Annotated in this window: 20 protein-coding genes and 1 tRNA gene; 14 read left to right on the forward strand and 7 right to left on the reverse strand. The window is 70.9% G+C overall.

Annotated elements, in window-relative coordinates; all coding sequences use genetic code 11:
• Positions 1–404: 404 nt before the first annotated feature.
• The 4 genes from QMG73_RS43400 to QMG73_RS43415 form a co-directional block, all read right to left on the reverse strand.
• Complete coding sequence (locus QMG73_RS43400; RefSeq protein ID WP_281905659.1) at positions 405–1,748, reverse strand: GH1 family beta-glucosidase; 1,344 nt, start codon at positions 1,746–1,748, stop codon at positions 405–407.
• On the reverse strand, positions 1,745–2,575 hold the full coding sequence (locus QMG73_RS43405; protein ID WP_281905716.1) for a carbohydrate ABC transporter permease: 831 nt from the start codon (positions 2,573–2,575) through the stop codon (positions 1,745–1,747). The genes QMG73_RS43400 and QMG73_RS43405 overlap by 4 nt, the downstream gene beginning before the upstream one ends.
• Positions 2,576–2,577: 2 nt before the next feature.
• Complete coding sequence (locus tag QMG73_RS43410; RefSeq protein ID WP_281905717.1) at positions 2,578–3,462, reverse strand: carbohydrate ABC transporter permease; 885 nt, start codon at positions 3,460–3,462, stop codon at positions 2,578–2,580.
• 90 nt (positions 3,463–3,552) lie between these two features.
• Complete coding sequence (locus tag QMG73_RS43415; RefSeq protein WP_281905662.1) at positions 3,553–4,866, reverse strand: ABC transporter substrate-binding protein; 1,314 nt, start codon at positions 4,864–4,866, stop codon at positions 3,553–3,555.
• Between the two features lie 158 nt (positions 4,867–5,024).
• On the opposite strand from QMG73_RS43415, the gene QMG73_RS43420 reads away from it, so the two are divergent.
• Genes QMG73_RS43420 through QMG73_RS43440 form a run of 5 tightly spaced genes read left to right on the forward strand, consistent with a single transcriptional unit; the run spans position 5,025 to position 10,425 of the window.
• On the forward strand, positions 5,025–5,597 hold the full coding sequence (locus QMG73_RS43420; RefSeq protein WP_281905665.1) for an ArsR/SmtB family transcription factor: 573 nt from the start codon (positions 5,025–5,027) through the stop codon (positions 5,595–5,597).
• Positions 5,594–6,841, forward strand: coding sequence for an MFS transporter (locus tag QMG73_RS43425; protein WP_281905667.1), 1,248 nt, complete (start codon positions 5,594–5,596; stop codon positions 6,839–6,841). Before QMG73_RS43420 ends, QMG73_RS43425 begins: the two co-directional genes overlap by 4 nt.
• Before the next feature lie 31 nt (positions 6,842–6,872).
• Positions 6,873–8,159 carry a serine/threonine-protein kinase gene (locus QMG73_RS43430; protein WP_281905670.1) on the forward strand — a complete coding sequence of 429 codons (1,287 nt, stop codon included), beginning with the start codon at positions 6,873–6,875 and terminating at the stop codon, positions 8,157–8,159.
• Entirely contained in the window at positions 8,156–9,409 is a 1,254-nt protein-coding gene (locus QMG73_RS43435; RefSeq protein ID WP_281905672.1) for an RNA polymerase sigma factor, read from the forward strand. The genes QMG73_RS43430 and QMG73_RS43435 overlap by 4 nt, the downstream gene beginning before the upstream one ends.
• Positions 9,409–10,425: a ketopantoate reductase family protein gene (locus QMG73_RS43440; protein WP_281905674.1), complete on the forward strand. Its 1,017-nt coding sequence runs from the start codon at positions 9,409–9,411 to the stop codon at positions 10,423–10,425. Before QMG73_RS43435 ends, QMG73_RS43440 begins: the two co-directional genes overlap by 1 nt.
• Here the strand turns inward: QMG73_RS43440 and QMG73_RS43445 are convergent.
• Positions 10,412–11,149, reverse strand: a complete 738-nt coding sequence (locus tag QMG73_RS43445; RefSeq protein WP_281905677.1) for an SDR family oxidoreductase — start codon at positions 11,147–11,149, stop codon at positions 10,412–10,414. The two genes, QMG73_RS43440 and QMG73_RS43445, sit on opposite strands and share 14 nt — an antisense overlap.
• A gap of 57 nt (positions 11,150–11,206) precedes the next feature.
• Between QMG73_RS43445 and sigJ the strand changes: the two genes are divergently transcribed.
• On the forward strand, positions 11,207–12,064 hold the full coding sequence (gene sigJ, locus QMG73_RS43450) for an RNA polymerase sigma factor SigJ (RefSeq protein WP_281905679.1): 858 nt from the start codon (positions 11,207–11,209) through the stop codon (positions 12,062–12,064).
• A 245-nt stretch (positions 12,065–12,309) separates the two neighbouring features.
• Here the strand turns inward: sigJ and QMG73_RS43455 are convergent.
• Together QMG73_RS43455 and QMG73_RS43460 are read right to left on the reverse strand one after the other, a co-directional pair.
• Positions 12,310–12,382, reverse strand: a tRNA-Arg gene (locus QMG73_RS43455).
• Positions 12,383–12,471: 89 nt separating this feature from the next.
• Positions 12,472–13,455, reverse strand: coding sequence for an alpha/beta hydrolase (locus QMG73_RS43460; RefSeq protein ID WP_281905680.1), 984 nt, complete (start codon positions 13,453–13,455; stop codon positions 12,472–12,474).
• Between the two features lie 143 nt (positions 13,456–13,598).
• Between QMG73_RS43460 and QMG73_RS43465 the strand changes: the two genes are divergently transcribed.
• The 8 genes from QMG73_RS43465 to QMG73_RS43500 all read left to right on the forward strand — a co-directional run bounded on the left by QMG73_RS43465 (position 13,599) and on the right by QMG73_RS43500 (position 23,687).
• The gene (locus QMG73_RS43465) at positions 13,599–14,369 is read left to right on the forward strand and encodes a single-stranded DNA-binding protein (protein ID WP_281905683.1); all 771 of its coding nucleotides are present in this window, start codon (positions 13,599–13,601) and stop codon (positions 14,367–14,369) included.
• Positions 14,370–14,493: 124 nt separating this feature from the next.
• Positions 14,494–15,492, forward strand: a complete 999-nt coding sequence (locus QMG73_RS43470; RefSeq protein ID WP_281905685.1) for a cobalamin biosynthesis protein — start codon at positions 14,494–14,496, stop codon at positions 15,490–15,492.
• Positions 15,493–15,586: 94 nt separating this feature from the next.
• Complete coding sequence (locus QMG73_RS43475) at positions 15,587–17,137, forward strand: cobyric acid synthase (RefSeq protein ID WP_281905686.1); 1,551 nt, start codon at positions 15,587–15,589, stop codon at positions 17,135–17,137.
• Positions 17,138–17,906: 769 nt separating this feature from the next.
• Positions 17,907–19,052 (forward strand): M48 family metallopeptidase, encoded by a 1,146-nt coding sequence (locus tag QMG73_RS43480; RefSeq protein ID WP_281905687.1) that lies wholly within the window; start codon positions 17,907–17,909, stop codon positions 19,050–19,052.
• Positions 19,053–19,086: 34 nt separating this feature from the next.
• A complete protein-coding gene (locus QMG73_RS43485) occupies positions 19,087–20,433 on the forward strand; it encodes a dipeptidase (RefSeq protein ID WP_407676945.1) in 1,347 nt (448 codons plus the stop codon).
• A complete protein-coding gene (locus QMG73_RS43490) occupies positions 20,430–21,521 on the forward strand; it encodes a winged helix DNA-binding domain-containing protein (protein WP_281905689.1) in 1,092 nt (363 codons plus the stop codon). The genes QMG73_RS43485 and QMG73_RS43490 overlap by 4 nt, the downstream gene beginning before the upstream one ends.
• Positions 21,518–22,183: an NAD-dependent epimerase/dehydratase family protein gene (locus QMG73_RS43495; RefSeq protein ID WP_281905690.1), complete on the forward strand. Its 666-nt coding sequence runs from the start codon at positions 21,518–21,520 to the stop codon at positions 22,181–22,183. Before QMG73_RS43490 ends, QMG73_RS43495 begins: the two co-directional genes overlap by 4 nt.
• Positions 22,173–23,687: an ATP-dependent DNA ligase gene (locus QMG73_RS43500; RefSeq protein ID WP_281905691.1), complete on the forward strand. Its 1,515-nt coding sequence runs from the start codon at positions 22,173–22,175 to the stop codon at positions 23,685–23,687. Before QMG73_RS43495 ends, QMG73_RS43500 begins: the two co-directional genes overlap by 11 nt.
• Positions 23,688–23,755 lie beyond the last annotated feature (68 nt).

The following is a 23,755-nucleotide window of genomic DNA, read 5'->3' on the forward strand; positions in this document are numbered from 1 at the left end:
ACCCGCCGCAGATCAGCGGTGATCACTCCCGCACGTGCCATACCAGCAGCCTCCCAAGATCAGCCCTCTGTTGCACTGACCGGTGGAGACCGCCGATCCAACCACGTGCATTCGCCCTTGATCGGCGCTGGCGGCGTGGCGACACGCCGTGCCGTGCTGGCCGGGCGGCGCCTGCGCGTGGATCGGAGATCCAATCGCGTGCGTTTGCCCTTGATCGGCGGGGGCGGTGTGGCGACACGCCGTGCCGTGCTGGCCGGGCGGCGCCTGCGCGTGGATCGGAGATCCAACCGCGTGCGTTCGCCCTTGATCGGCGGAGACGGCGTGGCGACACGCGGGCGCGGTGCGGCGGGGCGCGGCGGGCGCTCCGGTGCGGCGCAGCGCGGCGGGGGATACCGGTGGCGCGGCTAGGTGGGGAGGGTGTTTGCTGTGATGACTCCGCGGTACCACATTGCGCTTTGTTTTGGGGTGCGGCGCTGGGTTTCGTAGTCGACGTGGATGACTCCGAAGCGTTTGGCGTATCCGTCGTGCCATTCGAAGTTGTCGAGCAGCGACCACACCAGATACCCGCGCACATCCGCGCCACCCGCGATCGCCGCCCACACTGCCCGCAAATGACCGTCCAAATAGGAGATACGGTCGTGGTCGGGGCCGGCGTCGTCGAAGGCCGCCCCGTTCTCCGTGATCATCAGCGGGGTGCCCGGGTAGTCGGTGTGCAGCCGCAACAAGAGGGTCGTCAGCGCGGACGGCTCGATCTGCCAGCCCATCCCGGTGACGGGTCCGCTTGGCGGCAGGAAGTGGATGTCTTCGGTGCCCGGGTACGCGCCACCGCCGCCCGCAGCGCCCGGCCGCCCCGCCACATAGGTCGGGGAGTAGTAGTTGACGCCGAGCATGTCGATCGGCGCGCCGATGGTCTTTTCGTCGCCCTCCTGCACGTGGGACAGGTCGGTGAAACGCGCGATGTGTGACAGCACATCGGGCGGGTAGCCGCCGGCCAGTAGCGGGTCCAGAAAGACGCGGTTGTGCAGACCGTCGACCACGCTCACGGCGTGCGCGTCGGCTTCGCTGGCGGGGTCGGCGGGTAGGACGGCCGCCGGGTTCAGCGTGATCGCGACGCTGCCGGCGCCGCCGGCTCGCAGCGCGGTCGCAGCCAGGCCGTGCGCCAGCAGCAGATGGTGTACTGAGCGGAAGGCGGCCGCCGCGTCCTGGCGACCCGGAGCGTGGACTCCCGAACCGTACCCAAGGTACGCCGCGCACCACGGCTCGTTAAGCGTGGTCCAGCCGCGCACCCGGTCGCCGAGCCGGCGGTACACCGCGGTCGCGTAGTCGGCGAAGCGGTAGGCGGTGTCGCGCGCGGGCCAGCCGCCATTGTCCTCAAGCGACTGTGGCAGGTCCCAGTGATAGAGCGTGACGAGCGGGTCGATGCCGGCGGCCAGCAGCGCGTCGACGAGCCGGTCGTAGAAGTCGAGCCCGCGCGGGTTGACGGGTCCGCTGCCGTCGGGCTGGACGCGCGGCCACGATACCGAAAACCGGTATGCCCGCAGCCCGAGCGACGCCATGAGCGCCACGTCTTCCGGGTACCGGTGATAGTGGTCGCACGCCACGTCACCAGTGTGTCCCGCGGCGACCCTCCCCGGCGTACGCGAAAAGGTGTCCCAAATGGACGGACCGCGACCGCCGTCGCGCGCCGCGCCCTCGATCTGATATGCGGCCGTGGCCGCGCCCCACACAAAGCCGTCGGGAAACCTCACGCCTTGACCGCGCCTTCCATGATTCCGCCGATGATCTGGCGACCGAAGATGATGAAGACCAGCAGCAACGGAAGCGTGGCGATCGCCGTGCCGGTGAATACCTGCGACATGTCCTGGTAGTAGCCGTTGGACAGGGCGCGCAGGGAGAGCTGGACCGTCGGGTTCTCGGGATCGTTGAGCACCGCGTACGGCCAGAGGAAGTCATTCCACGTGGTCATGAACGTGAGCAGGCCGAGCACCGCGGCGGCGGGCCGGAGTGCCGGGGCGACCACGCTCCAGAAGATGCGGAACGTGGTGCAACCGTCCACTCTGGCCGCTTCGATCAGCTCGCTCGACACGGCCTGGCTGGCGTACTGGCGCATCATGAACACACCGAACCCGGTGACGAGCGCGGGCACGATGACGGCTTGCAGTTCGTCGTTCCAGTCGAGCTTTGTCATCAGCATGTAGAGCGGAATGACGCCGAGCTGGGTGGGCACCATCATGGTCGCGATGATCACCAGGAGCAGCGCGTTCGCACCGCGGAACCGCAGTTTGGCGAACGCGAAACCCGCCAGCGACGAAAAGAAGACCACGGACACGGTGACGCAGCCGGCGACGATGGCGGAGTTGAGCATGCCGGTCAGGAAGTGCGCGTCGGCGTTGCTGAGTAGCCGGTCAACGTTGCCGGGGAGGTTGCCGCCCGGGGTCACCGGCGGCGGCACCTCGCCCATGGCGTCGCTGGAACGCGTGGCCACGACGAACATCCAGTAGATGGGGAAGGCGGACATCAGGACCGCGAGGACGAGCGCCGCATACGTCAGGCGGGTGCCGCTCCAGAGCCGCATGGTCACCGCCCGCCACGGGAGAGGCGCCGGATGAGCACCACGTTGACGATCGCCACGATCGCGATGAGGGCGAAGAGCATCCAGGCGACGGCTGAGCCGTACCCGAAGTTGAAGTTGGGCGCGAAGGCGTTCTCGAACATGTACATGGTCATGGTCTGTGACTCCCGGCTGGGCCCGCCGCGGATGGGGTTGGTGCCCGAGTTGAACAGCAGCGGTTCTGTGAAGAGCTGTAGGCCGCCGATCGTCGACACGATGACGCAGAAGATGATCGTCGGGCGGAGCATCGGCACGGTGATCGACCAGAACTGCCGGAAGGCGTTCGCCCCGTCGATCGCGGCCGACTCGTAAAGGTCGCGCGGGATCGCCTGCATCGCGGCCAGGAAGATGAGCGCGTTGTAGCCGGTCCATCGCCAGTCGACCATTGTGGACACGGCGACCCAGGATGCGAGCCGGTTGGCGCGCCAGTCGATGGCGTCGATACCGACCAGGTCCAGCGTCCAGTTGATGAGGCCGAACTCGCGGCTGAACAGCTGGCCGAAGACGATGGCCACGGCGGCGGTGGACGTGATGTTCGGGATGAGAATGCCCATCCGGAAGAACGTCCGGGCCCGCAGCTGCCGGTTGAGCAGGTTGGCGATCCAGAGCGCGAGCAGCAGCTGCGGCACCGTCGAGATGACGAAGATGCCGAGCGTGTTGACCACCGAGTGCCAGAAGTCGGCATCGCCCATGAGCTTCGTGTAGTTGTCCAGCCCGACGAACGGGTGGTCCTCCGCGAGCAGATCCCAGTCGTGCAGCGAGACCCACAGCGTGTACGCGAGCGGGTACGCCCCGAAGACTCCGAAGAGGACGAAGAACGGCGCGATGTACAGGTACGGCGACGCCTTCATGTCCAGCCGCGTCAGCCGGAACCGGGGTGGGGGCCCGGGGCGGGATGCCGCCGCCCCGGGCTGTACTCGGGTTTCCAGGTGGAGAGCCACTTACTTGTCCGCGGCCTTCTTGGCGTTGGCCACCGCGTCGCTCCAACCCTGGGCGGGATCGCGCTGCCCGAGTTCGACGGTGCGGACGGCGTTCTCCACCTCGGTGCGGACCGCCTGGTTGCGCGGTCCCATGTAGACGGGCTTGAGGCTCTTGGCGCCGGCGGCGAAGATCTGGCCGGTCGGCGCGTTGCTGAAGTACGCGTTGGTGGCACCCGCGATCGCCGGGTCGTCGAGCGCCTGCGGCGAGGACGGCAGCGGCCCCTTGGCCTTGAACGCGCCGATCTGGCCCTTCGGGCTGGTGAGGAACTTGGCGAGCTCGGCGGCTTCGTTCTGGTGCTTGCCCTGCTTGGGCACGGCGAGGAACGAGCCGCCCCAGTTGCCACCGTTGCCGGGCACGCTGGCGATGTCCCACTTTCCGGAGGCGTCGGCGCCGGCGTTGCCCTCGATGACACCGGTCATCCAGGCTGGGCAGGCGATGGTGGCGAACTTGGCCTGCTTGAACGCGGCCACCCACTCGTCGGACCAGGCGCCGTACTTGCCGGACAGGCCCGAGTCGATGATGTCCATTGTGGTGTCCCACGCCTGCCTGACGGCCGGGTTGCTGTCGACGACGAGCTTGTTGCTGGTGTCGTAGTACGTGTAGCCGCCCGCGTCACCGGCGGTCTGCAGCACGATCGTGTTGAACGTGTTGGTGGCCGCGTCGAGGAACGCCGCGCCGGTGTTCTTGGCCTTGAACTGCTCGCCGACCTTCACGTAGTCGGCCCAGGTGGGCCACAGCTTGGAGACCGCGTCCCGATCGGTGGGCAGGCCGGCCTTCTCGAAGAGGTCCTTGCGGTAGCACATCGCCATGCCGCCGACGTCGGTGCCGAGGCCGAGGAGCTGCTTGCCGTCGGCGGTCAGCCCCTGGTTCCACTTCCATTCCATGAAGTTGGACTTGAGGTCGGCGGCGCCGTGGTCGAGCAGGTTGACGAAGTTGCCCGGGTTGGCCTTGTACTCGACGAGCAGGCCCTCCTCGATGGCGACCACGTCACCGGCGCCCTTGCCGGCAGCCAGCCACTGGGTCAGCCGCGGCGAGTACTCGTCGAGGTTGGCGCCCGTGCCGCGCTCGACGATCTTGATGTTGGGATGGCTGGCCATGTACTCCTTGTAGAGCTCCTCGTAGCCGAACTGCCCGAAGACGTCGACCGTCAACGTGATCGTGCCGTCGCCGCTGGCCTCGTCGTCGCCACCGCCGCAACCGGCGGCTGCCGCGAGCGCGGCCACCGCGAGTCCGGCTATGACCGCGGACCGTCGGCCGCGCGATGTGATGCCCATGAAAAGGAACCCCTCTCGACAATTCAGGGTCAAAGAGAATCGAGCTGAGAGCGCTCTCACAGAGATTGACGGCTCGTTTCCGGCATGTCAAGAGAGCGCTCTCAGACAAGAGGGGTTGTGCAATGGAAGTTGTGCAAGAGCTCTTGTATATTTCGTGCATGACGAAGGAGATCCGCCAGATCACCGACTCCGGGGTGCTGGCAGCCATGTCCCACCCGCTGCGGCGCCGCCTCATGGACGTGCTGAAGGTCTACGGGCCGTCGACCGTCAGCCAACTCGCCGACCGGACCGACCAGGCGGTCGCCAACGTCAGCCACCACCTGAAGGTGCTCGGCGCGTGCGAGCTGATCGAGGAGGCGCCGGAGCTGGCGCGAGACCGCCGGGAGCGCTGGTGGCGGCTGGTATCGGCCGGCGTGCGCTGGACGACCGCCGACTTCGACGGCGACCCCGCGGCCGCCGCGGTCGCCAGCGCCGCCCAGTCGCTCAACCTCGACCGGCACGCCAGCCTGGTACGCCAGTGGTTCGCGACCAGCGAGGCGGAGCGGGCGCGCTGGGAAAACAGCCCCTTCGCCACCGGCAAATGGATGCACCTCACGCCGGCCGAGCTGGCGCGGCTCGAGGCGGAGCTCATCGAGGTGTTCAGCCGCTGGGCCGACCGCGACCTCCCCGATGACGGCGAGCGGCGCGAACCCGTGTTCGCGTTCGCGTACGGCGTACCGGCGCAGCCGTGAGCACCGCCGTCGTCGTGCCGGTCGGCGAGGGTGCGCGCCGGGACTTCCGTCTGCTGTGGATCGGCCAGACCAGCAGCAAGCTCGGCAGCACCATCACGAGCGTGGCACTGCCCCTCGTTGCCGTGTCCACACTGGACGCTAGTGCGTTCCTCGTGGCGATGCTGCCGGCCGCTACCTGGTTGCCGTGGCTGATCCTCGGCCTGCCCGCCGGCGTGTGGGTCGACCGGCTGCCGCGCCGCACCGTGATGATCGTCGCTGACCTGATCGCCTTGGCGGTGGTGCTCAGCGTGCCGATCGCGGCCTGGCTCGGCGTGCTCCACATCGGACACCTGCTCGCCGCCGCACTGCTCACGGGCGCGGCCAGCGTGTTCTTCCAGACCGCCTACCAGACGTACCCGCCGGTGCTCCTGCCCACCGCCGCGCTGCCGGCGGCCAACGCGAAGCTGCAAGGCAGCGAGTCGGCCGCGCAGGTCGTCGGGCCGGGCATCGGCGGGCTCGTGGCGCAGTTGTTCGGCGCGGTGACAGGGCTGCTCGGCGACGCGTTGAGCTTCCTGATCTCGGCGATCTGTCTACTGAGGATCGAGACGCGGGAGAAGGTCACGAGGAGCGCGGAAACCAACACTCTGCGAGAGGTGGGCGAGGGGCTGCGGTTCGTCTTCTCCGACCCGTACCTGCGGGTGCTGACCGCCTTCGGTGCGGCGAGCAACATCGGGCTCATCGGGTACCAGGCGGTGTTGGTGGTCTTTCTCACTCGCGTCGTCGGTGTCAGTCCCGGCGCCGTCGGCGGGCTCATCGCCGCCATGGGGCTCGGTGGGGTGGCGGGTGCGGCCCTCGCCACGCCGATCGGCCGCCGCTTCGGCACCGCCCGCGGCATGATCATGTGCGAGCTGGGCGCGGCGCCGTTCGGCCTGCTCATCGCGCTCGGCGGCCCCGGGCCGCGCCTCGGGTTCGTGGTGGTTGGCGGGTTCGTGCTGGTGGCGGGCGTGGTGGCTGGCAACGTCATCAAGGCCAGTTTCCGCCAGTCGTACCCGCCACCGCACCTGCTGGGTCGGGTGACCGCCAGCAAGCAGCTCGTCAACTTCGGCACGATCCCGCTCGGCGCCCTGCTCGCGGGCGGGCTGGCCAGCACGATCGGGGTACGCCAGACGATGTGGCTGATGCTCGCGTGCGTGGTGCTCGCGGCACTCATCCTGCTCGCCGAGCCGATCCGGGGAAGGCGCGATCTGCCGACTTCGGTTGCGTAGGTGTGCCCGATCAGGGTACGGGTGACGGGTGGTGGATTCCGGAGATCTGTTGGGCGAGCGCTACCGGTTGGGTGAGCGGGTCGCCACCGGCGGCATGGGCGAGGTGTGGCGCGCCACCGACGTGCTGCTCGATCGGGCGGTCGCGGTCAAGGTGCTGCGCCCCGGACTGGTAGCCGAACCAGGCTTCACCGAACGCTTCCGGTCCGAGGCGCGCACGCTCGCCGGCCTGCACCACGCGAATGTCGTCAGCGTGTACGACTACGGCGAGGGCGACACCACGTACCTGGTGATGGCGTTCGTCGAGGGGGAGCCGCTGTCGGCGCGGATCGAGTCGGCCGGGCGGCTCAGCGTCGACCAGACCGTGTCTATCGTCACGCAGGCGGCGGCCGCGTTGCACGCCGTGCACCTCAAGGGCGTCGTACATCGCGACGTAAAACCGGGCAATCTGCTCATCCAGCCCAACGGCACCGTGGTGCTGGTGGACTTCGGGGTCGCCCGCTCGGCGGCCGAGGGCAGCGTCACCAAGACGCACGAGGTGATCGGCACCGCGCTGTACATGGCGCCCGAGCAGGTGTCGAAGCGGCCGCTGTCGCCGGCCACCGACGTGTACGCACTGGGGGCGGTTGCGTATCACTGCCTGGCGGGACGGCCGCCGTACGAGGGCGAGAACGCGCTGCAGGTGGCCCTTCAGCGGATCGAGGGTGATCCCGACCCGCTGCCGGACGACATACCCGAGGCGGTGCGTGCCGTGGTGACGCGGGCGATGGCGCGGGAGCCGGATGACCGGTACCCGAACGCCGAAGCCCTCGCCGACGCGATGCGGGCGGCGGGCGGTGGCAGTCCAGCCGTGACCACGGCTGTCCTCGCGGGCGCGAGCGGCACCGCCACCGTCGCCCTGCCCGGCGCGGCCGCGACGCCCGCCACGACGGCCTCCTTCCCCGCGGCGGCCGCCGGCAACCGGTACCGGAAATGGTGGGCCGTCGGCGGCGCGCTGCTGGTCGGTGTGGCCGTGGCCACGGCGGTCGCGCTCTTGCCCGACGACGGCGGCGGTGGCGAGAATCCCGGGCCGGGCGACGTGCCCACGTCGCAGCCCGTCGTCACCGACGGCGCCGGCTCACCGACCCGGCGTCCCGGCGGGCGCACGACGGCGCCCACGAGATCGGTGTCGCCGTCCGTGAGCCCCACCGAGGCGCCAACGAGCGCGCCGGCTTCGGCGGAGCCCAGCGAAAGCGAAGACGGGCCGGAGTCCGAGTCGCCGGCGGGCCCGACCGCCAACGCCAGCCCCGCTCCGGCGACCGCCGTAGGATCTCCAGGGTGACGGCGGTCGAGACGCACCGGACCATCGACGCGGTCTGGCGTATCGAGTCGGCGCGGATCATCGCGGGGCTCGCCCGGATCGTCAACGACGTGGGGCTCGCCGAGGAGTTGGCCCAGGACGCGCTGGTCGCGGCGCTGGAGCAGTGGCCTCGCGACGGCGTACCCGATAATCCCGGCGCGTGGCTGACGGCGACCGCGAAGCATCGGGCCATCGACCACATCCGGCGCAGCAAGCGCCTGGAACGCAAGCAGGAGGAACTGGCCGCGGACCTGGAGGTCCGGCAGCAGGCCGAGCCGGAGTTCGAGGTCGACGAGGACCTGGGCGACGACCTGCTGCGGCTGATGTTCGTCTCGTGCCACCCCGTGCTGTCGACGGAGGCCCGGGTGGCGCTGACGCTGCGCCTGCTCGGCGGCCTGACCACCGACGAGATCGCGCGCGCCTACCTGGTGCCGGAACCGACGGTCGCGCAGCGCATCGTGCGCGCCAAGCGCACGCTGGCCGCCAAAAAGATCCCTTTTGAGGTACCGCCGGAGCCCGACCGCGCGGTCCGGCTCTCCTCGGTGCTGGAGGTCATCTACCTGATCTTCAACGAGGGGTACTCGGCCACATCCGGCGACGACTGGCTGCGCCCCGCCCTGTGCGAAGACGCGCTGCGGCTCGGTCGGGTGCTCGCCGAGCTCGTGCCGCGCGAGCCAGAGGTGCACGGGCTCGTGGCGCTCATGGAGATCCAGGCGTCCCGGTCGCGGGCGCGGATCGGTCCGGGCGGCCAGCCGGTGCCGCTGCTGGAGCAGAGCCGGGCGCGCTGGGACCAGCTGCTGATCCGCCGCGGCCTCACCGCCCTCGCGCGGGCCGAGGCGCTCGGCGCGGCCCTGGGCCCGTACGCGCTTCAGGCCGCCATCGCGGCGTGCCACGTGCGGGCGCGCACCGCTGAGGAGACCGACTGGCGCCGGATCGCGGCCCTCTACGGGCTGCTGGGCGAGGTGACGCCCTCGCCGATCGTGGAGCTCAACCGGGCCGTCGCGATGGCGATGGCGTACGGGCCGGCGGCTGGCCTGGCGCTGGTCGACCAGATCGCCGACGCGCCGGCACTCGCCGGGTATCACCACCTGCCGAGCGTGCGCGGCGACCTGCTCGCCAAGCTCGGCCGGCACGAGGAGGCGCGGGCGGAGTTCGAGAAGGCGGCCGCCCTGACCAGGAACTCCCGGGAGCGCGACCTGCTCCTGGACCGGGCAGCGAAGGCGGGCGTGTAGTGCGGTTCGTGGTAGTCGGCGCCGGCGCGGTCGGCGGCGTGATCGCCGGCCGCCTGGCCGGTGCCGGGTTCGACGTGACGCTGGTAGCCAGGGGCGCGAACCTGGAGGCCATCCGCAACGACGGCCTCCGCGTGCGGTCACCTTCCACTTCGGAGGTGTACCGGCTGCCGGTCGCCGCGACGCCTGGCGAGGTCGACTGGCGGCCCGGCGATGTGGTGCTGCTCGCTGTGAAGAGCATGGACACGGCCGGCGTACTGAGCGCGATCGCCGCGCACGCGGACCCCGGCACGCCGATCGCCTGTGTCCAGAACGGCGTCGCCAACGAGCATGCCGCGCTGCGCATGTTCCGCAACGTGTACGGGGTGTGCGTGATGCTGCCCGCCACCCATCTGGTGCCCGGTGTCGTGGTCGCGAACTGCGCGCCGACCCCCGGCATCCTCGACGTCGGCCGGTATCCGTCTGGCTCTTTTCTCGGCTCGGACTCTCTTTTGGGATCGGACTCTCTTCTCGGCTCGGATCGGACGGCTGCCGAGCTGGCTGCCGCGTTCCGGGCCGCCGGGTTCCACTCCGAGCCGCGGCGGGACATCATGCGCTGGAAGTACCGCAAACTGCTGGCGAACACCGGCAACGCCGTCGAGGCGGTGTGCGGCCGGGTGGACGGCATCGACGAGATCACGCGAGTCGTCCGCGCCGAGGGCTCGTCGGTGTTGACGGCGGCGGGCATCCCGTACGCCTCGGAAGAGGAAGACCGCGAGCGGCGTGGCGACATCCTGGTGATGCGCCCCGTCGAGGGCGAGCCTCGGCGGGGCGGCTCGTCGTGGCAGAGCCTGGCCCGCGGCACCGGCTCAATCGAGGCCGACTACCTCAACGGCGAGATCGTGCTGCTCGGGCGGGCGCACGGGGTGCCGGTACCCGCCAACGAACTGGCCCAGCGGCTGGCCAACCAGTTCGCGCAGGAGGGGCGGGCGCCCGGCTCGTTGCCCGTCGACGAGTTCCGTGCGCTCATGCCCGCTTGAGGAAGTCCTCCCAGGTGCGCCTGCCCAGGGTCGCGCCTTCGAGGGTGAGGTTGGCGCCGGCACGGTACGCGCGGCCCATCTTGCCGGGCATCCGCACAGGCAGCAGCGGGCGGCGCTTGCCGTGTGCGTGGAGGTAGCTCTTGATGAGGTCGCCGATCGGGTACACCGTCGGGCCCGCCATGTCGGGCACCAGTCCCGCCGGCTCGCCCAGCGCCAACTCCACCAGCCGGGCCGCGACGTCTCCGGCGTCCACCGGCTGAAACCGCAGCCCGCCGGGCACCGGTACCACCGGCAGCTTGGCCATCGTCCGGACCGTCTTGTGGACGAGGTCGTGGAACTGAGCCGCGCGCAGCGTCGTCCACGGCAGGCCCGACTCGGCGATCGCCCGCTCGGCTGCCAGCTTCATCCGCATCCAGCCCAGCGGCACCCGGTCCGACCCGATCACCGAGATGTAGACCACATGCCGTACGCCGGCGCGGGTCGCCGCCTCGACCAGGTTGCGGGTCGCGACGTCGTCGCCCTTCTGGCCACCCGCGAGATGCACGATCGTGTCGATGCCGGTGACCGCCGCGTCCAGGCCCTCGCCGGTGAGCAGGTCACCGGTCACGTGCGCGCCGTTTCCCGCCCGGCGGCTGAGAACGCGGACGTCGTGGCCGTCGAGCAGGGGGACGAGGTGCCCGCCGAGCAGGCCAGTACCGCCGGTGACCAGGATGGTTGATGTCATGATTCGCTCCTCTCTTCAACGGGGGGACACACGGCGCGGAAGGAACGTGACGGGGCTTTGGACTTCGAGCGGCATAGGTCACACCTGCGGGCGGTCGCCTACCGGATGCTCGGTTCGCTCGCCGAGGCCGACGACGCCGTGCAGGAGTCGTGGCTGCGGGCCAGCCGGGCCGACACCAGCGACGTCGAGGACCTGCGGGCCTGGCTGACCACGGTGGTCTCCCGGATCTGCCTGAACATGCTCCGCTCACGCCGCTCCCGTCTGGAGGAGCCGCTCGACGTGCGGGTGCCTGATCCGATCGTCAGCCCCGAGTCCGGAGTGGACCCCGAGCACGAGGCGGTACTGTCCGACGCCGTCGGCCTCGCGCTGCTGGTCGTACTGGGGACGCTGAACCCCGCTGAGCGGGTCGCGTTTGTGCTGCACGACATGTTCGCGCTGCCGTTCGAGGAGATCGCGCCAGTGGTCGACCGGTCAGCCGCCGCGACACGCCAACTCGCCAGCCGCGCTCGTCGCCGGGTACAGGGGCAGGCACCGGCGCCCGACCCCGACGTGCGGCGGCAGCGCGCGGTCGTCGACGCGTTCTTCGCCGCCTCGCGCGACGGCGACCTTGACGCGCTCGTCGCGGTGCTCGACCCCGACGTGGTGCTGCGCTCCGACGGGGGCGCCGGGCGACCACGCCTCAATCTGGTGCTGCGCGGCGCGCAGGCGGTGTCCCGGCAGGCGTTCACGTCGCGTGCGCTGTCGCCGTTCGTGCACCGCGCGTTGATCAACGGCGTGGCCGGGGTGGTGGTGGCGCCCCAGGGCAGGCCGCAGTTCGTGATGGCCTTCACCGTGGTGGACGACCGGATCGTCGCCATCGACGTGCTGGCTGACCCGGATCGCCTTGACCGGCTCGCCATCCCGCTCGATTCCTGACTGCCCGCAACCGACCCGAGCCTTGCGACCGTGCCGTGCCGCGCCGCCGCCTGCGCCCTCTTCGTCGATCAAGGGCGAATGCACGTGGTTTGATCGCTTTTCCGCGTGTATTCGCCCTTGATCGATGCGATTGCCCTTGATCGGCGGCCTTGTGCGCGGGTGGATCGGGCACGCGACGGGCATGGAGCGTGGCCGCGAACGCTCACCGGCGGCGCGAGCGGTCCTGACCTGCGGTTATGTGGATGTGCGCCCGGCAGGATTCGAACCTGCGACCAACTGCTTAGAAGGCAGCTGCTCTATCCGCTGAGCTACGAGCGCCCGGTCTGGCCAGCACATACTAGGTTTTCACTGGCACACCTGACGAGCATCAGGTTTACCGTCCTCGCAGTGTCGCCCGAGATGCCCGTTTAGGTCGGGTCTGCCGGGGTGGCTGGCGCGACTCTCGGCGCCTCCATGTACGCCGACACCCAGCGCCCCATCTCGTCGAAGACCCGCGCCCGCACCGCCGCGCCGGACAGCGTGAGGTCGTGCTTCCCGCCGTCGAACCGGACAACCGTGATGTGCCGCCCCAAACGCGGCGCCCAGCGGACCATGTGTTCGACGTCGAGGACCGCGTCGGCAAGGGCCGCCGCGTCGTGCCAGCGAGTGCCGCGGAAGCTGCGGTCAGAGCAGGCCAGCAGCACCGGTACCGGGATCGCCAGCCCTGTCCGTAGCCGCTGCTGCGCCTGGCGGATGGCGTGCAGCCAGCCGGCCCGTACGGGGAAGCCGCCGATGGGCTTCCACGTCAGGTTGTAGGTCCATTCGCCCTGGTGATCGGCGTGCAGGCTCTGGCCGTACACGGGGGAGACGCCGAGGGGGATGATCCGGTACGGCGCGCCGCGGCCGACCCGGGCCACCGCCGCCGCCACGGGGCGCCGCACGAACCAGGGGGCGTTGAAGTCGAAGAAGGGGCTGTTGAGGATCAGCCCGTCGACCACGCCGGCGTCCCGGCGGTCGTGCGCCCAGAGCGAGGTGAGCAGGCCGCCGGTGGAGTGGGCGTTGACCAGCATGGTGTGGTGGCCGTGCTCCTCGCGGATGATGCGGGTCGCCTCGTCGAGCTCGGGGTAGTAGTCGGTGAGGCTGTGACAGAAGTTCGCGGTCTGGTGCGGCAGCAGGCTGCGGCCGTGCTTGCGCAGGTCGAGCGCGTAGAAGTCCCAGCCTCGATCGATGTAGAAGTCGGCGAGGTGGGTCTGGAAGAAGTAGTCGACGAAGCCGTGCACGTAGAGCACCGCCCGACCGTTGGACTCCGGCGCGCGGCGACTCACCAGGGTGGCCACCACGATGCCTTCATCGTCGTCGGTCAGCTCGATCGTGTGGCGTTCGTAAGGCGCCCCGAGCAGGTCAGGTTCCACATCGTGACGGTACTACTTCGTGGTAACAAGTCGACCGCTAGCAGATGGGAGGTTGATCAGGTCTTTTTCCACAGGAGGGCCGGCTGTCCACAGCGCGGCGATTGCCGGTGGTGTGGCTCGGATATGTCCGCCACGCTGGGATGATGTTCGATACTTACGTCACTATTGTCGGCAACGTCATGACAGCTCCCGAATGGCGGCGTACGACCCAGACGAACTCGCTCGTGGCCAACTTCAAGGTCGCCTCCACCGCGCGGCGGCTCAATCGCGAGAGCGGGCAGTGGGTCGACGGCAACAGCCTGCGGCTGCGGGTGAACTGCTGGCGCAAGCTCGCCGAGGGCGTCGCCGCGTCCATCATGGTCGGTGATCCGGTCATCGTCGTGGGCCGGCTCTACACGCGCGACTGGATAGACGGCGAGGGCAACAACCGCACGCTCTACGAGATGGAGGCCGTCGCCGTCGGGCACGACCTGACACGCGGACGGGGCCGCTTCGCCCGCAACCGGCCGACGCTCGCCACGAGCTCGCTCGAAGACCCAGGAGCAGAGAGCCGGGTCCGCGGTGAGGCGACTGAAGGGGTACCGGAGGAGGACGCGCCGAGTCACTTTGGCGACCATCCGTTCGACGACCTCAACGAGCCCGATTTCCAGCACGCGCCCATCTCGCCCGCACCCGGGTACGACGCGTTGGCCGCCATCCGTGGTGCGGGCTTCGGACCCAGCCTGGACGCAGACGACGACCTCGCGCCGGTGTCCGACGACGAGCCCGACGACGCGTCGACCGACTCGGATGACGACGAGGAGTCCGTTGGCCGTCCGCCCATGAAAGAGGCGGCCATGGCCGGGATCGACGAGCCGGCCAGCGACTCCGGCCGGCGTCGGCGCGGTCGCGGCAGGGAGGCCGTGCCGGCCTAGGACCGGCGGGGTGGCCGGATCCCCCCGTACCGCCGGCCACCCCGCCCCGCCCAGCTAGGCTGCCGCCGGGGGTGATCGACGTGTGGAGCATCGGCAGCGTCGACGTGCTCGGCGAGGTGCCGGCATGAGCGCGGCGAACGCGGTCGGGCTGCTCGCCGGGTTCGCGCTCGACGCGATTCTCGGTGACCCGCGACGGTTTCACCCCGTCGCCGGCTTCGGCCAGGCGGCCACCGCTCTGGAGCGCAGGCTGTACCGGCCAGATCGAGCTGCCGGCACGGCGTACGCGGCCGTCGCAGTTGGCTTGCCCGTCGCGGCAGCGGTCGCGGCGACGGCGCTGACCAGGCGGCAGCCGGTGGCACGGGCTGCGCTCGTGGCGGCCGGCACCTGGGCGGTTCTCGGCGCTCGCACGCTGCGGCGGGAAGCCGGCGTCATGGCGGGCGCCCTCGAACGCGGCGATCTGCCCGCGGCACGGGAGCGCCTCGGGCACCTGTGCGGGCGCGACCCGTCGCGGCTCGACGAGCCGGAGCTCGCCCGCGCGACGGTGGAGTCGGTAGCGGAGAACACGTCCGACGCGGTGGTGGCGCCGCTGTTCTGGGGCGCGGTCGCCGGCCTGCCCGGGCTGGTCGGATACCGGGCGGCCAACACGCTCGACGCGATGGTCGGGCACCGATCGGCGCGATACGCGCGGTTTGGCACGGCGGCAGCGCGGCTGGACGACGCGCTCAACCTGGCGCCCTCGCGACTGACCGCCCTGCTCACGATCGCCGGGGCGCCGCTCGTCGACGGTGACCGTGACCGAGCCTGGCGGATCTGGCGCCGCGACGGTGCAGACCACCCGAGTCCCAACGCGGGGCAGTGCGAGTCCGCGATGGCGGGGGCGCTCGGCGTGCGGCTCGGCGGTCGAAACGTCTACTTCGGACGGTCGGAGACCCGGCCGTTCCTCGGAGACGGGCCGCGGCCGGTGGCGCTCGACATCCGGCGCGCGTCCCGCCTGTCCGGGGCCGTGGGCGCAGCGGCGACCGCCCTGGCCGCTGCCACCGCCCTGGCCACCGGGGCAGCGTGGGCACGCAGGGCCAAGGCGGGCCACAGTCTTGCGGGCCGCTCGGCGCGAGGCCGCCGATGAGCGCACACGCGACGTGCGCCGTCCTCGGCACTGGCCGCGCGATCAGCACAACGGGCGCGCAGCGCCCAACGGCGGCGGAGGCGGGGCGGCGGCGGTGAACGGGGGACTTCTGATCGCCGGCACGACCTCCGACGCGGGCAAGAGTGTGCTCACGGCGGGCATCTGTCGTTGGCTGCATCGCAACGGGGTGAAGGTCGCGCCCTTCAAGGCACAGAACATGTCCAACAACTCGGCGGTCGTGGTCGACGCGCAGGGCCGGGGCGGCGAGATCGGCCGTGCGCAGGCCATGCAGGCGGCAGCGAGCGGGGTGGCGCCAGACGTACGGTTCAATCCGGTGTTGCTCAAGCCGGGCAGCGACCGGTCGAGTCAGGTGGTGCTGCTCGGCGAGGCCGTCGACACGGTGACGGCGGCCAACTTCCACGCGCTGCGGCCGCGTCTGGCCGAGGCGGTGTTCGACACGTTCGCTGACCTGCGGACCGAGTACGACGTGGTGGTCTGCGAAGGCGCCGGCAGTCCCGCGGAGATCAACCTGCGTGCGGGCGACTTCGTCAACATGGGGCTCGCCCGGCATGCCGGGCTGCCGGTGGTCGTCGTTGGCGACATCGACCGGGGCGGAGTGTTCGCGGCGTTCTTCGGCACGGTGGCGCTGCTGTCGCCGGAGGATCAGGCGCTGGTCAGCGGCTTCGTCGTGAACAAGTTCCGCGGCGACCTCGGCCTCCTCCAGCCGGCCCTCGACATGATCACTTCGGTGACCGAGCGGCCGGTGTACGGGGTGCTGCCCTGGCACGTCGACCTGTGGCTGGACGCGGAAGACTCGCTCGCGTACGGGCGGGTGCTCGGCCGGCCCGCGCCACCGCGTGGAGACGAGTGGCTGCGGGTCGCGGTGGTGCGGCTGCCGCGAATCTCCAACGCCACCGACGCCGAGGCGCTGGCCGCCGAGCCGGGAGTTCGGGTACGGCTGACCGTCGAGCCCGCGGAGCTGGCTGACGCGGACCTCGTGGTGCTGCCCGGCTCGAAGTCGACCGTGTCCGACCTCGCGTGGCTGCGCGAAACGGGCCTAGCGGACGCGGTGACCGCACACGCCAGGGCGGGCCGGCCCGTACTGGGCATCTGCGGCGGGTTCCAGATGCTCGGCCGGGCGATCCACGACGACGTGGAGAGCCGCCGCGGCACCGTGCCGGGGCTCGGCCTGCTGCCGGTCGAGGTGACGTTCGGGGAGCGCAAGACGCTCGCCCAGTCGGCGGGCACGGCGTTCGGCGCGGTGCCGGTGCGCGGGTACGAGATCCATCACGGGTACGTATCGTGGGCGGATCCCGAGCTGGCGCCCCTGATCCACTACGTCGACGGGCGGGTGGAAGGGGCAGCCGCGGGAGCCGTCTTCGGTACGCACTGGCACGGGACGTTCGAGTCCGACGAGTTTCGCCGGCGGTTTCTCGTCGAGGTGGCGCGGCTGGCGGGGCGGCGCGGGTTTCGCGTGGCAGACGGCACCAGCTTCGCCGCGGCGCGGGAGCGCACGCTGGACCTGCTCGGCGACATGGTCGAAGAGCACCTGGACACCGCGGCGCTCTGGCGGCTCGTCGAGAAGGGCGCCCCGGCGGGCCTTCCGGCGCTGCCACCCGGCGCGCCCGCCGACGCAAGACCGTGAGGTAGCGCCGTAGCGCCTCGCTCGGCGGTGTCGATCAAGGCCATTTGCATGGATCAAGGGCGAATGCACGCGGAAATGCGATCGAAGCGCGTGCGTTTGCCCTTGATCGGCGTGTGGCTGGCGTGGCGGCGCGCCGTCGTGGCTGGAGCTGGCCGTCGGGGGTTGAGGGGGCGGCGGCGTGTCGCCGCGCCCTGCGCGGTGCGCGGCCTCCGCGATCAAGGGCATTCGCATGGATCAAGGGCGAATGCACGCGGAAAAGCGATCCAACCGCGTGCATTCGCCCTTGATCGGCGGACCTGGCGTGGCGACACGCCGTGCCGGGCTGGCCTGGGGGCGGACGCGCGTGGAGAAGAGATCCAACCACGTGCATTCGCCCTTGATCGGCGGGCTGGGGGCGCGCCGCGGGCGTGCAGCGCACCGCATGCGCCGCGGGCAGACACCGCTCCCGAGGCCCGGCGCGGGCGTCGATCAAGGAGATCTGCATGGATCAAGGGCGAACGCACGTGGTTTTGAGATCGAAGCGCGTGCTTTTGCCCTTGATCGACGGGAGAAGCGGGCGCGCGAGCGCGGGGAGCGCGGCGCGGGAGGGAGCGCGGCGGGCGCGGGGAGCGCGGCGCGGGCGCGGAGCGCGGGAGGGGAGCGGGGGGAGGGAGGGGTGGGGGGTGGATGTCAGGGGGATATCCGGGGCGTTAGGCATGGACGTTCGGCGGGGACTGGGGCAGCATCGGCATCAACAGCGGGGGCCCGCCTGAGCCACGGGGAGCGACCAATGACGGTAAGCGATGAAGGCGGCACATCGGCGACGCCACCGGCGCGGCGACGAGTGGTGCTGACGGGGATCAGTTCGCGGGCGTGGGAGCACCCGGCGGACCGGGGGGCGTTGACGGCGCTGCGCGAGCTGCGCGGCTTCGACGATGTTGTCAAGGCGTTCTTCGGCATGTGGAACGAGCGCGGGTTCCGCTTGATGTACCTCGCGTCCGCGATCCGGGTCGATCATCGGCAGTACCCGCGGGTGTTCCGGCTGTACTCGGAGGCTGCCCAGTCGCTCGACGTGCCCGAGCTGCCCGAGCTGTACGTGCGGCAGGATCCGACGATCAACGGTGAGGCCATCGGGCTCGACAAGCCCTTCATTGTCATCAACACGGGCAGTGTGCAGCAGCTCGACGACGACGAGTTGCGGGCGCTGCTCGGGCACGAGTTGGGGCACGTGCGCAGCGGCCACGCTGTCTACAAGACGATCCTGAAGATTTTGACCGGTTGGGCGGCCAACCTGGCCTGGTTGCCGGTGGGCGCGATCGCGCTGCGGGCGATCATCGCGGCGATGTACGAGTGGTGGCGGAAGGCGGAGCTGTCCGCCGACCGGGCCGGGTTGCTGGCTGGGCAGGATCCGGCGGCCTCACTGCGGCTGCTGATGAAGATGGCCGGCGGCGGTGACCTGTCCGAGGTCGACACCGCGGCGTTCCTGGAGCAGGCCGCCGAGTACGACGGTGGCGGCGACCTCCGCGACAGCCTGCACAAGATCCGGATGACCGCGTGGAGCACGCACCCGGTGCCGGTGGCGCGGGCGGCGCATCTGCGGCACTGGATCGACGAGGGTGACTACGGGCGCATCCTGGCCGGCGAATATCCGCGCCGCGAAGACGATGGCAACGCCTCGGTGACCGAGGAGATCAAGTCGGCCGCCGAGTCCTACCGGGAGGCGTTCGGGCGTACCCAGGATCCGCTGGTCGGGTTGCTGCGCCGGCTGGGCGACGGCGCCACCGACGTCGGCGAGTGGGTCGGCGGTCAGGCCGGGCGGGCGCGGGCGTGGTTCAACGCTGCGGGGGAGGCCGCCGGGCGGGCGGCGCGCGGCGAGCGTCAGGAGCCGCCGAGGACCAACGGCACCACGACCACGACCACCGCTGACGAGGAGTGACCCCGGCGCGCAGACGTAGGATTCGTTCATGACCTTGAGCGAGGCAGAGCTGCGCGCGGCGATCACGCGCGAGTTTCCCGGAGTCCGTGCCGATCTTGAGCGCTTGGTCCGCATCCCGGGCATCGCGTTCGACGGGTTCGACCATACGCACGTCGACCGTTCCGCCGAGGCGGTCGCCGAGTTGCTGCGCGGTTGTGGCCTCGACACGCGGATCGTGCGTTCCGGCGGCCAGCCGGCCGTGATTGGTTCCCGGCCGGCGCCACCCGGCGCGCCCACGGTGCTGCTGTACGCCCACCACGACGTGCAGCCGGTCGGTGACCTCTTCCTGTGGGAGAGCGACCCGTTCGAGCCGGTGGAACGCGACGGGCGGCTCTACGGGCGCGGCGCGGCCGACGACAAGGCCGGGATCATGGCGCACGTGGCGGCCCTGCGGGCGTTCGGTGACGCGCTGCCCGTGGGTGTGGTGCTCTTCATCGAGGGCGAGGAGGAGTACGGGTCGGACTCGCTGGAGCGGCTGCTCGAGGAGCACCGTGACGAGCTTGCCGCCGACGTCATCGTGATCGCCGACTCGGGCAACTGGGACATCGGCGTACCGGCGCTCACCACATCGCTGCGCGGCATCGTCAACTGCTTCGTCGAGGTGCGCACCGCCGAGCACGCGGTGCACAGCGGGATGTTCGGCGGCCTCGTGCCGGACGCGTTGACAGTACTGGTGAAGCTGCTCGCGACCCTGCACGACGACGACGGCACCGTGGTGGTCGAAGGGCTGGTCAGCCCGGGCGGCGCCGTGGTCGACTACCCGGAGGACCGGCTGCGCGCCGAGGCGAGCGTCCTCGACGGCGTCTCGTTCGTCGGCACCGGCCGGCTCACCGAGCGGCTCTGGACCAAGCCGGCGCTGTCGATCCTGGGTGTCGACGCGCCGCGCACCTCCGAGGCGCCGAACGCGCTGGTGCCGTCTGCCAAGGCCAAGCTGAGCCTCCGGCTGGCGCCCGGCGACGAGCCGAAGAGCGCGTACGCCGCAGTCAAGGCGCACCTGGAGAAGCACGTGCCGTGGGGCGCGCAGGTCGAGGTGACCTTCGAGCACGATGGCGAGCCGTGCGTGATCGACGCGACGGGGCCGATGTTCGACGCCGCTCGGGACGCGTTCCGCACCGCGTGGGACGGGGTGTCCCCTGTGGACATCGGGGTGGGCGGTTCGATCCCGTTCATCGCGACGTTCCAGGAGATGTTCCCCGGCGCGGCGATCCTGGTGACCGGCGTGGAAGACCCGCATTCGCTGGCGCACGGCCCGAACGAGAGCCTCCACCTGGGCGAGTTCGCGCGGGTGTGCCTGGCCGAGACGCTCCTGCTGCGCAACGTGGCCAACGCAGCGACCTCGTGACCGTGCCGCTGTCGTGGCGCGCTCTCGGGCGCGCCACGCTCGCGCGCCAGCACCTGCTGGCACGCGCCCCGCTCACCGCCGAGGACGCCCTCACGCACCTCGTCGGCATGCAGGGGCAGGCGCCGCAGGCTCCCTACATCGGGCTGTGGAGCCGGCTGGACGGCTTTGACGCGGAGGAGCTGAGCCAGCTCCTGCTGGACCGGCGGGCGGTGCGCATCGCGGTCATGCGCAACACGGTGCACCTCGTGACCGCCGCGGACGCGCTGGCGCTCCGCCCGCTCACGCAGGTGATCTTCGACCGCGACCTGCGTACCAACGCGACGCACACGCCCAGGATCGATGGTCTCGACCTGGCGGCGGTGACGGCGGCCGCCCGGAAGCTGGTCGAGGAGCAACCACGCTCCACAAAGGACCTCGGCACGCTGCTCCAGAAGCATTGGCCCGAGCGTGAAGCGTCGGCGCTGGCCTTCGTCGCGCGCAACACGCTGCCGATGGTGCAGGTGCCGCCGCGCGGCCTTTGGCGTCGCAGCGGCCAGCCGACGCTCACCACGACCGACGCCTGGCTGGGCAAGCCGCTCGCGGCTCCGGACGCCGCGTCGCTGGTCACGCGGTACCTCGGCGCGTTCGGGCCGGCCACGGTACAGGATGCGCAGGCGTGGGCGGGCCTCACCGGGCTGCGCGCGGTCTTCGAGCGGCTGCCGCTGCTGCGCCTGCGCGACGACCAGGGCCGGGAGCTGTTCGACCTGCCGGAGGCGCCGCGTCCGGACGAGGAGACACCCGCGCCCGTGCGCTTCCTGGCCGAGTTCGACAACCTCATCCTGTCGCACGCCGACCGCACGCGGGTCATCGCCCGCGCGGACTGGCAGACCATGATGGACAGCCGGCTGGCGCCGCGGGCGGTGCTCGTCGACGGGTACGTGCGCGCGACGTGGAAGATCACCGAGCAGCGCGGCGAGGCCGAGCTGCTCATCGAGCCCTTTGGACGTCTCGGGCGGCGCGAGCGCGCCGACCTCGAGCGAGAGGGCGCCGCCTTGCTCGCGTTTGCCACCCCCAAAGCCCAGGCCACAGCGGTACGGTTCTCTGCGTGAAGGTCATCGTCTTTGGCGCGACGGGGATGATCGGTCAAGGCGTGCTGCGCGAGTGCCTGCTCGCGTCCGACGTCGAGGCGGTCCTCACGGTGGGGCGCACGCCCACGGGGCAGTCGCACGCCAAGCTTCGCGAGATCGCGCACGCCGACCTCGGCGACCTCACGCCGATCGCGGACGAGCTGTCCGGATACGACGCGTGTTTCTTCTGCCTCGGCGTCTCCTCCGTCGGCATGAACGAGGCGGACTACAAGCGGATCACGTACGACTACACGCTGGCCGCCGCGCGCCCGCTCGCCGCCGGCAGTCCCGACCTGACGTTCGTGTTCGTCTCCGGAGCCGGCACCGGCAGCGGAAACTCGATGTGGTCGCGGGTCAAGAAACAGGCCGAAGACGACGTGCTCGCCCTGCCGTTCCGGGCGTACATGTTCCGTCCCGGGTTCATCCAGCCGCTGCATGGCATCACCTCGCGGACCCGGCTGTACCGGACGCTGTACGCGGTGCTCAAGCCCCTCACACCGGTGTTCCGCCGGCTCTTCCCGAAGCAGTTCACCACGACCGAGGCGATGGGCCACGCGATGCTGAACGCCGCCCGCGGCCGTGCCACGAAGCGGGTGCTCGACTCGGACGCCATCAACGAGCTCGCGAGCGCCCATGCTGTTTAGCGAGGTCGCCGCTGTCTCCGCGGCCGTCAGTGCCACCTCCAGCCGCAAGGCGAAGGTGGAGTTGCTGGCCGGAGCGCTGCGGGCGCTGGCGCCGGAGGAGACCGCCGCCGGCGCGGCGTACCTCGCGGGCGAACTGCGTCAACGGCAGACCGGCGTCGGCTGGGCCACGCTGCGCCAGGCGCCGCCACCCGCCGAGACGCCCACGCTGACCGTGGCGGCGGTCGACGCCGCGATCGAGGAGATGTCCCGGGTCAGCGGGGCCGGATCGCAGGCGCGGCGGCGCGACCTCGTGAGCGCGCTGTTCGGCGCCGCGACGGCCGATGAGCAGCGCGTTCTCATCGCCCTCTTCGGTGGCGAGCTGAGGCAGGGCGCCCAGGCGGGTCTGCTGGTCGACGCGATCGCGAAGGCGAGCGAGGTACCGGTGACGGTGGTGCGGCGGGCGCTGCTGCTCGCCGGTGACCTGAAAGAGGTCGCCGTCGCGGCGCTCACGGGCGGCCAGCCGGCACTCGAAGCGTTCACGCTGCGGGTGGGCAGGCCGCTCGCGCCGATGCTGGCCCAGAGCGCCGCCTCGGTCGACGACGCGCTCGCCGCCACCGGGGTGCCCGCCGTGGTCGACGTCAAGCTCGATGGCGTCCGCATCCAGGTGCACCGGTCGGGCGACGACGTCGGCGTGTACAGCCGCAGCCTCGACGACATCACCGCGCGGATGCCGGAGGTCGTCGCCGCCGTGCGGGCCCTTCCGGTGCGCGAGATCGTGCTCGACGGCGAAGCCATGGCGATGGACGCGGCCGGGCGCCCGAGGCCGTTCCAGGAGACCGCCTCCAGGGCGGCCACCAAAGGTGCCGCGGCCACGGTACTCAACCCGTACTTCTTCGACATGCTGCACCTCGACGGCGCGGATCTGCTCGACGCGCCGGGACGGGAACGCTGGGCCGCTCTTGCCGGCGCGGTGCCGGCGCCGTTGCTCGTCGGCCGCACCACGGTGACGACACCGGCGGAGGCGGCCGACGCCTTCGCGGCCGCCCTGGCCGCGGGCCAGGAGGGCGTGGTGGTCAAGTCGCCGGAGGCCGCCTACGACGTGGGCCGGCGCGGCGCCGCCTGGGTCAAGGTCAAGCCCAGGCACACGCTCGACCTGGTGGTGCTGGCGGTCGAGTGGGGGCACGGGCGGCGCAAGGGCTGGCTGTCCAACCTGCATCTCGGCGCGCGCGACCCGGAGACCGGCGGGTTCGTCATGCTGGGCAAGACCTTCAAAGGCCTCACGGACTCCACGTTGCGCTGGCAGACTGAAAGGTTCCTGGAGCTGGCCGTCGACAAGGGCGACTGGGTCGTCACGGTGCGGCCCGAACAGGTCGTCGAGATCGCGTTCGACGGGGTGCAGGCGAGCCCGCGATACCCGGGAGGGGTAGCGCTGCGCTTCGCTCGCGTCCTGCGTTACCGCGACGACAAGACGGCCGCGGAGGCCGACACCATTGACGCGGTGCGGGCGATCCACAACGGAACGTGAAAATTCCACGCGAGGCAAAATCACGCATATGCTGATCCTGAATCATTCAGATTTGGGAGAGGTGCGCC

This window comes from Phytohabitans aurantiacus (genome assembly GCF_027923225.1).
GTDB classification, from domain to species: domain Bacteria; phylum Actinomycetota; class Actinomycetes; order Mycobacteriales; family Micromonosporaceae; genus Phytohabitans; species Phytohabitans aurantiacus.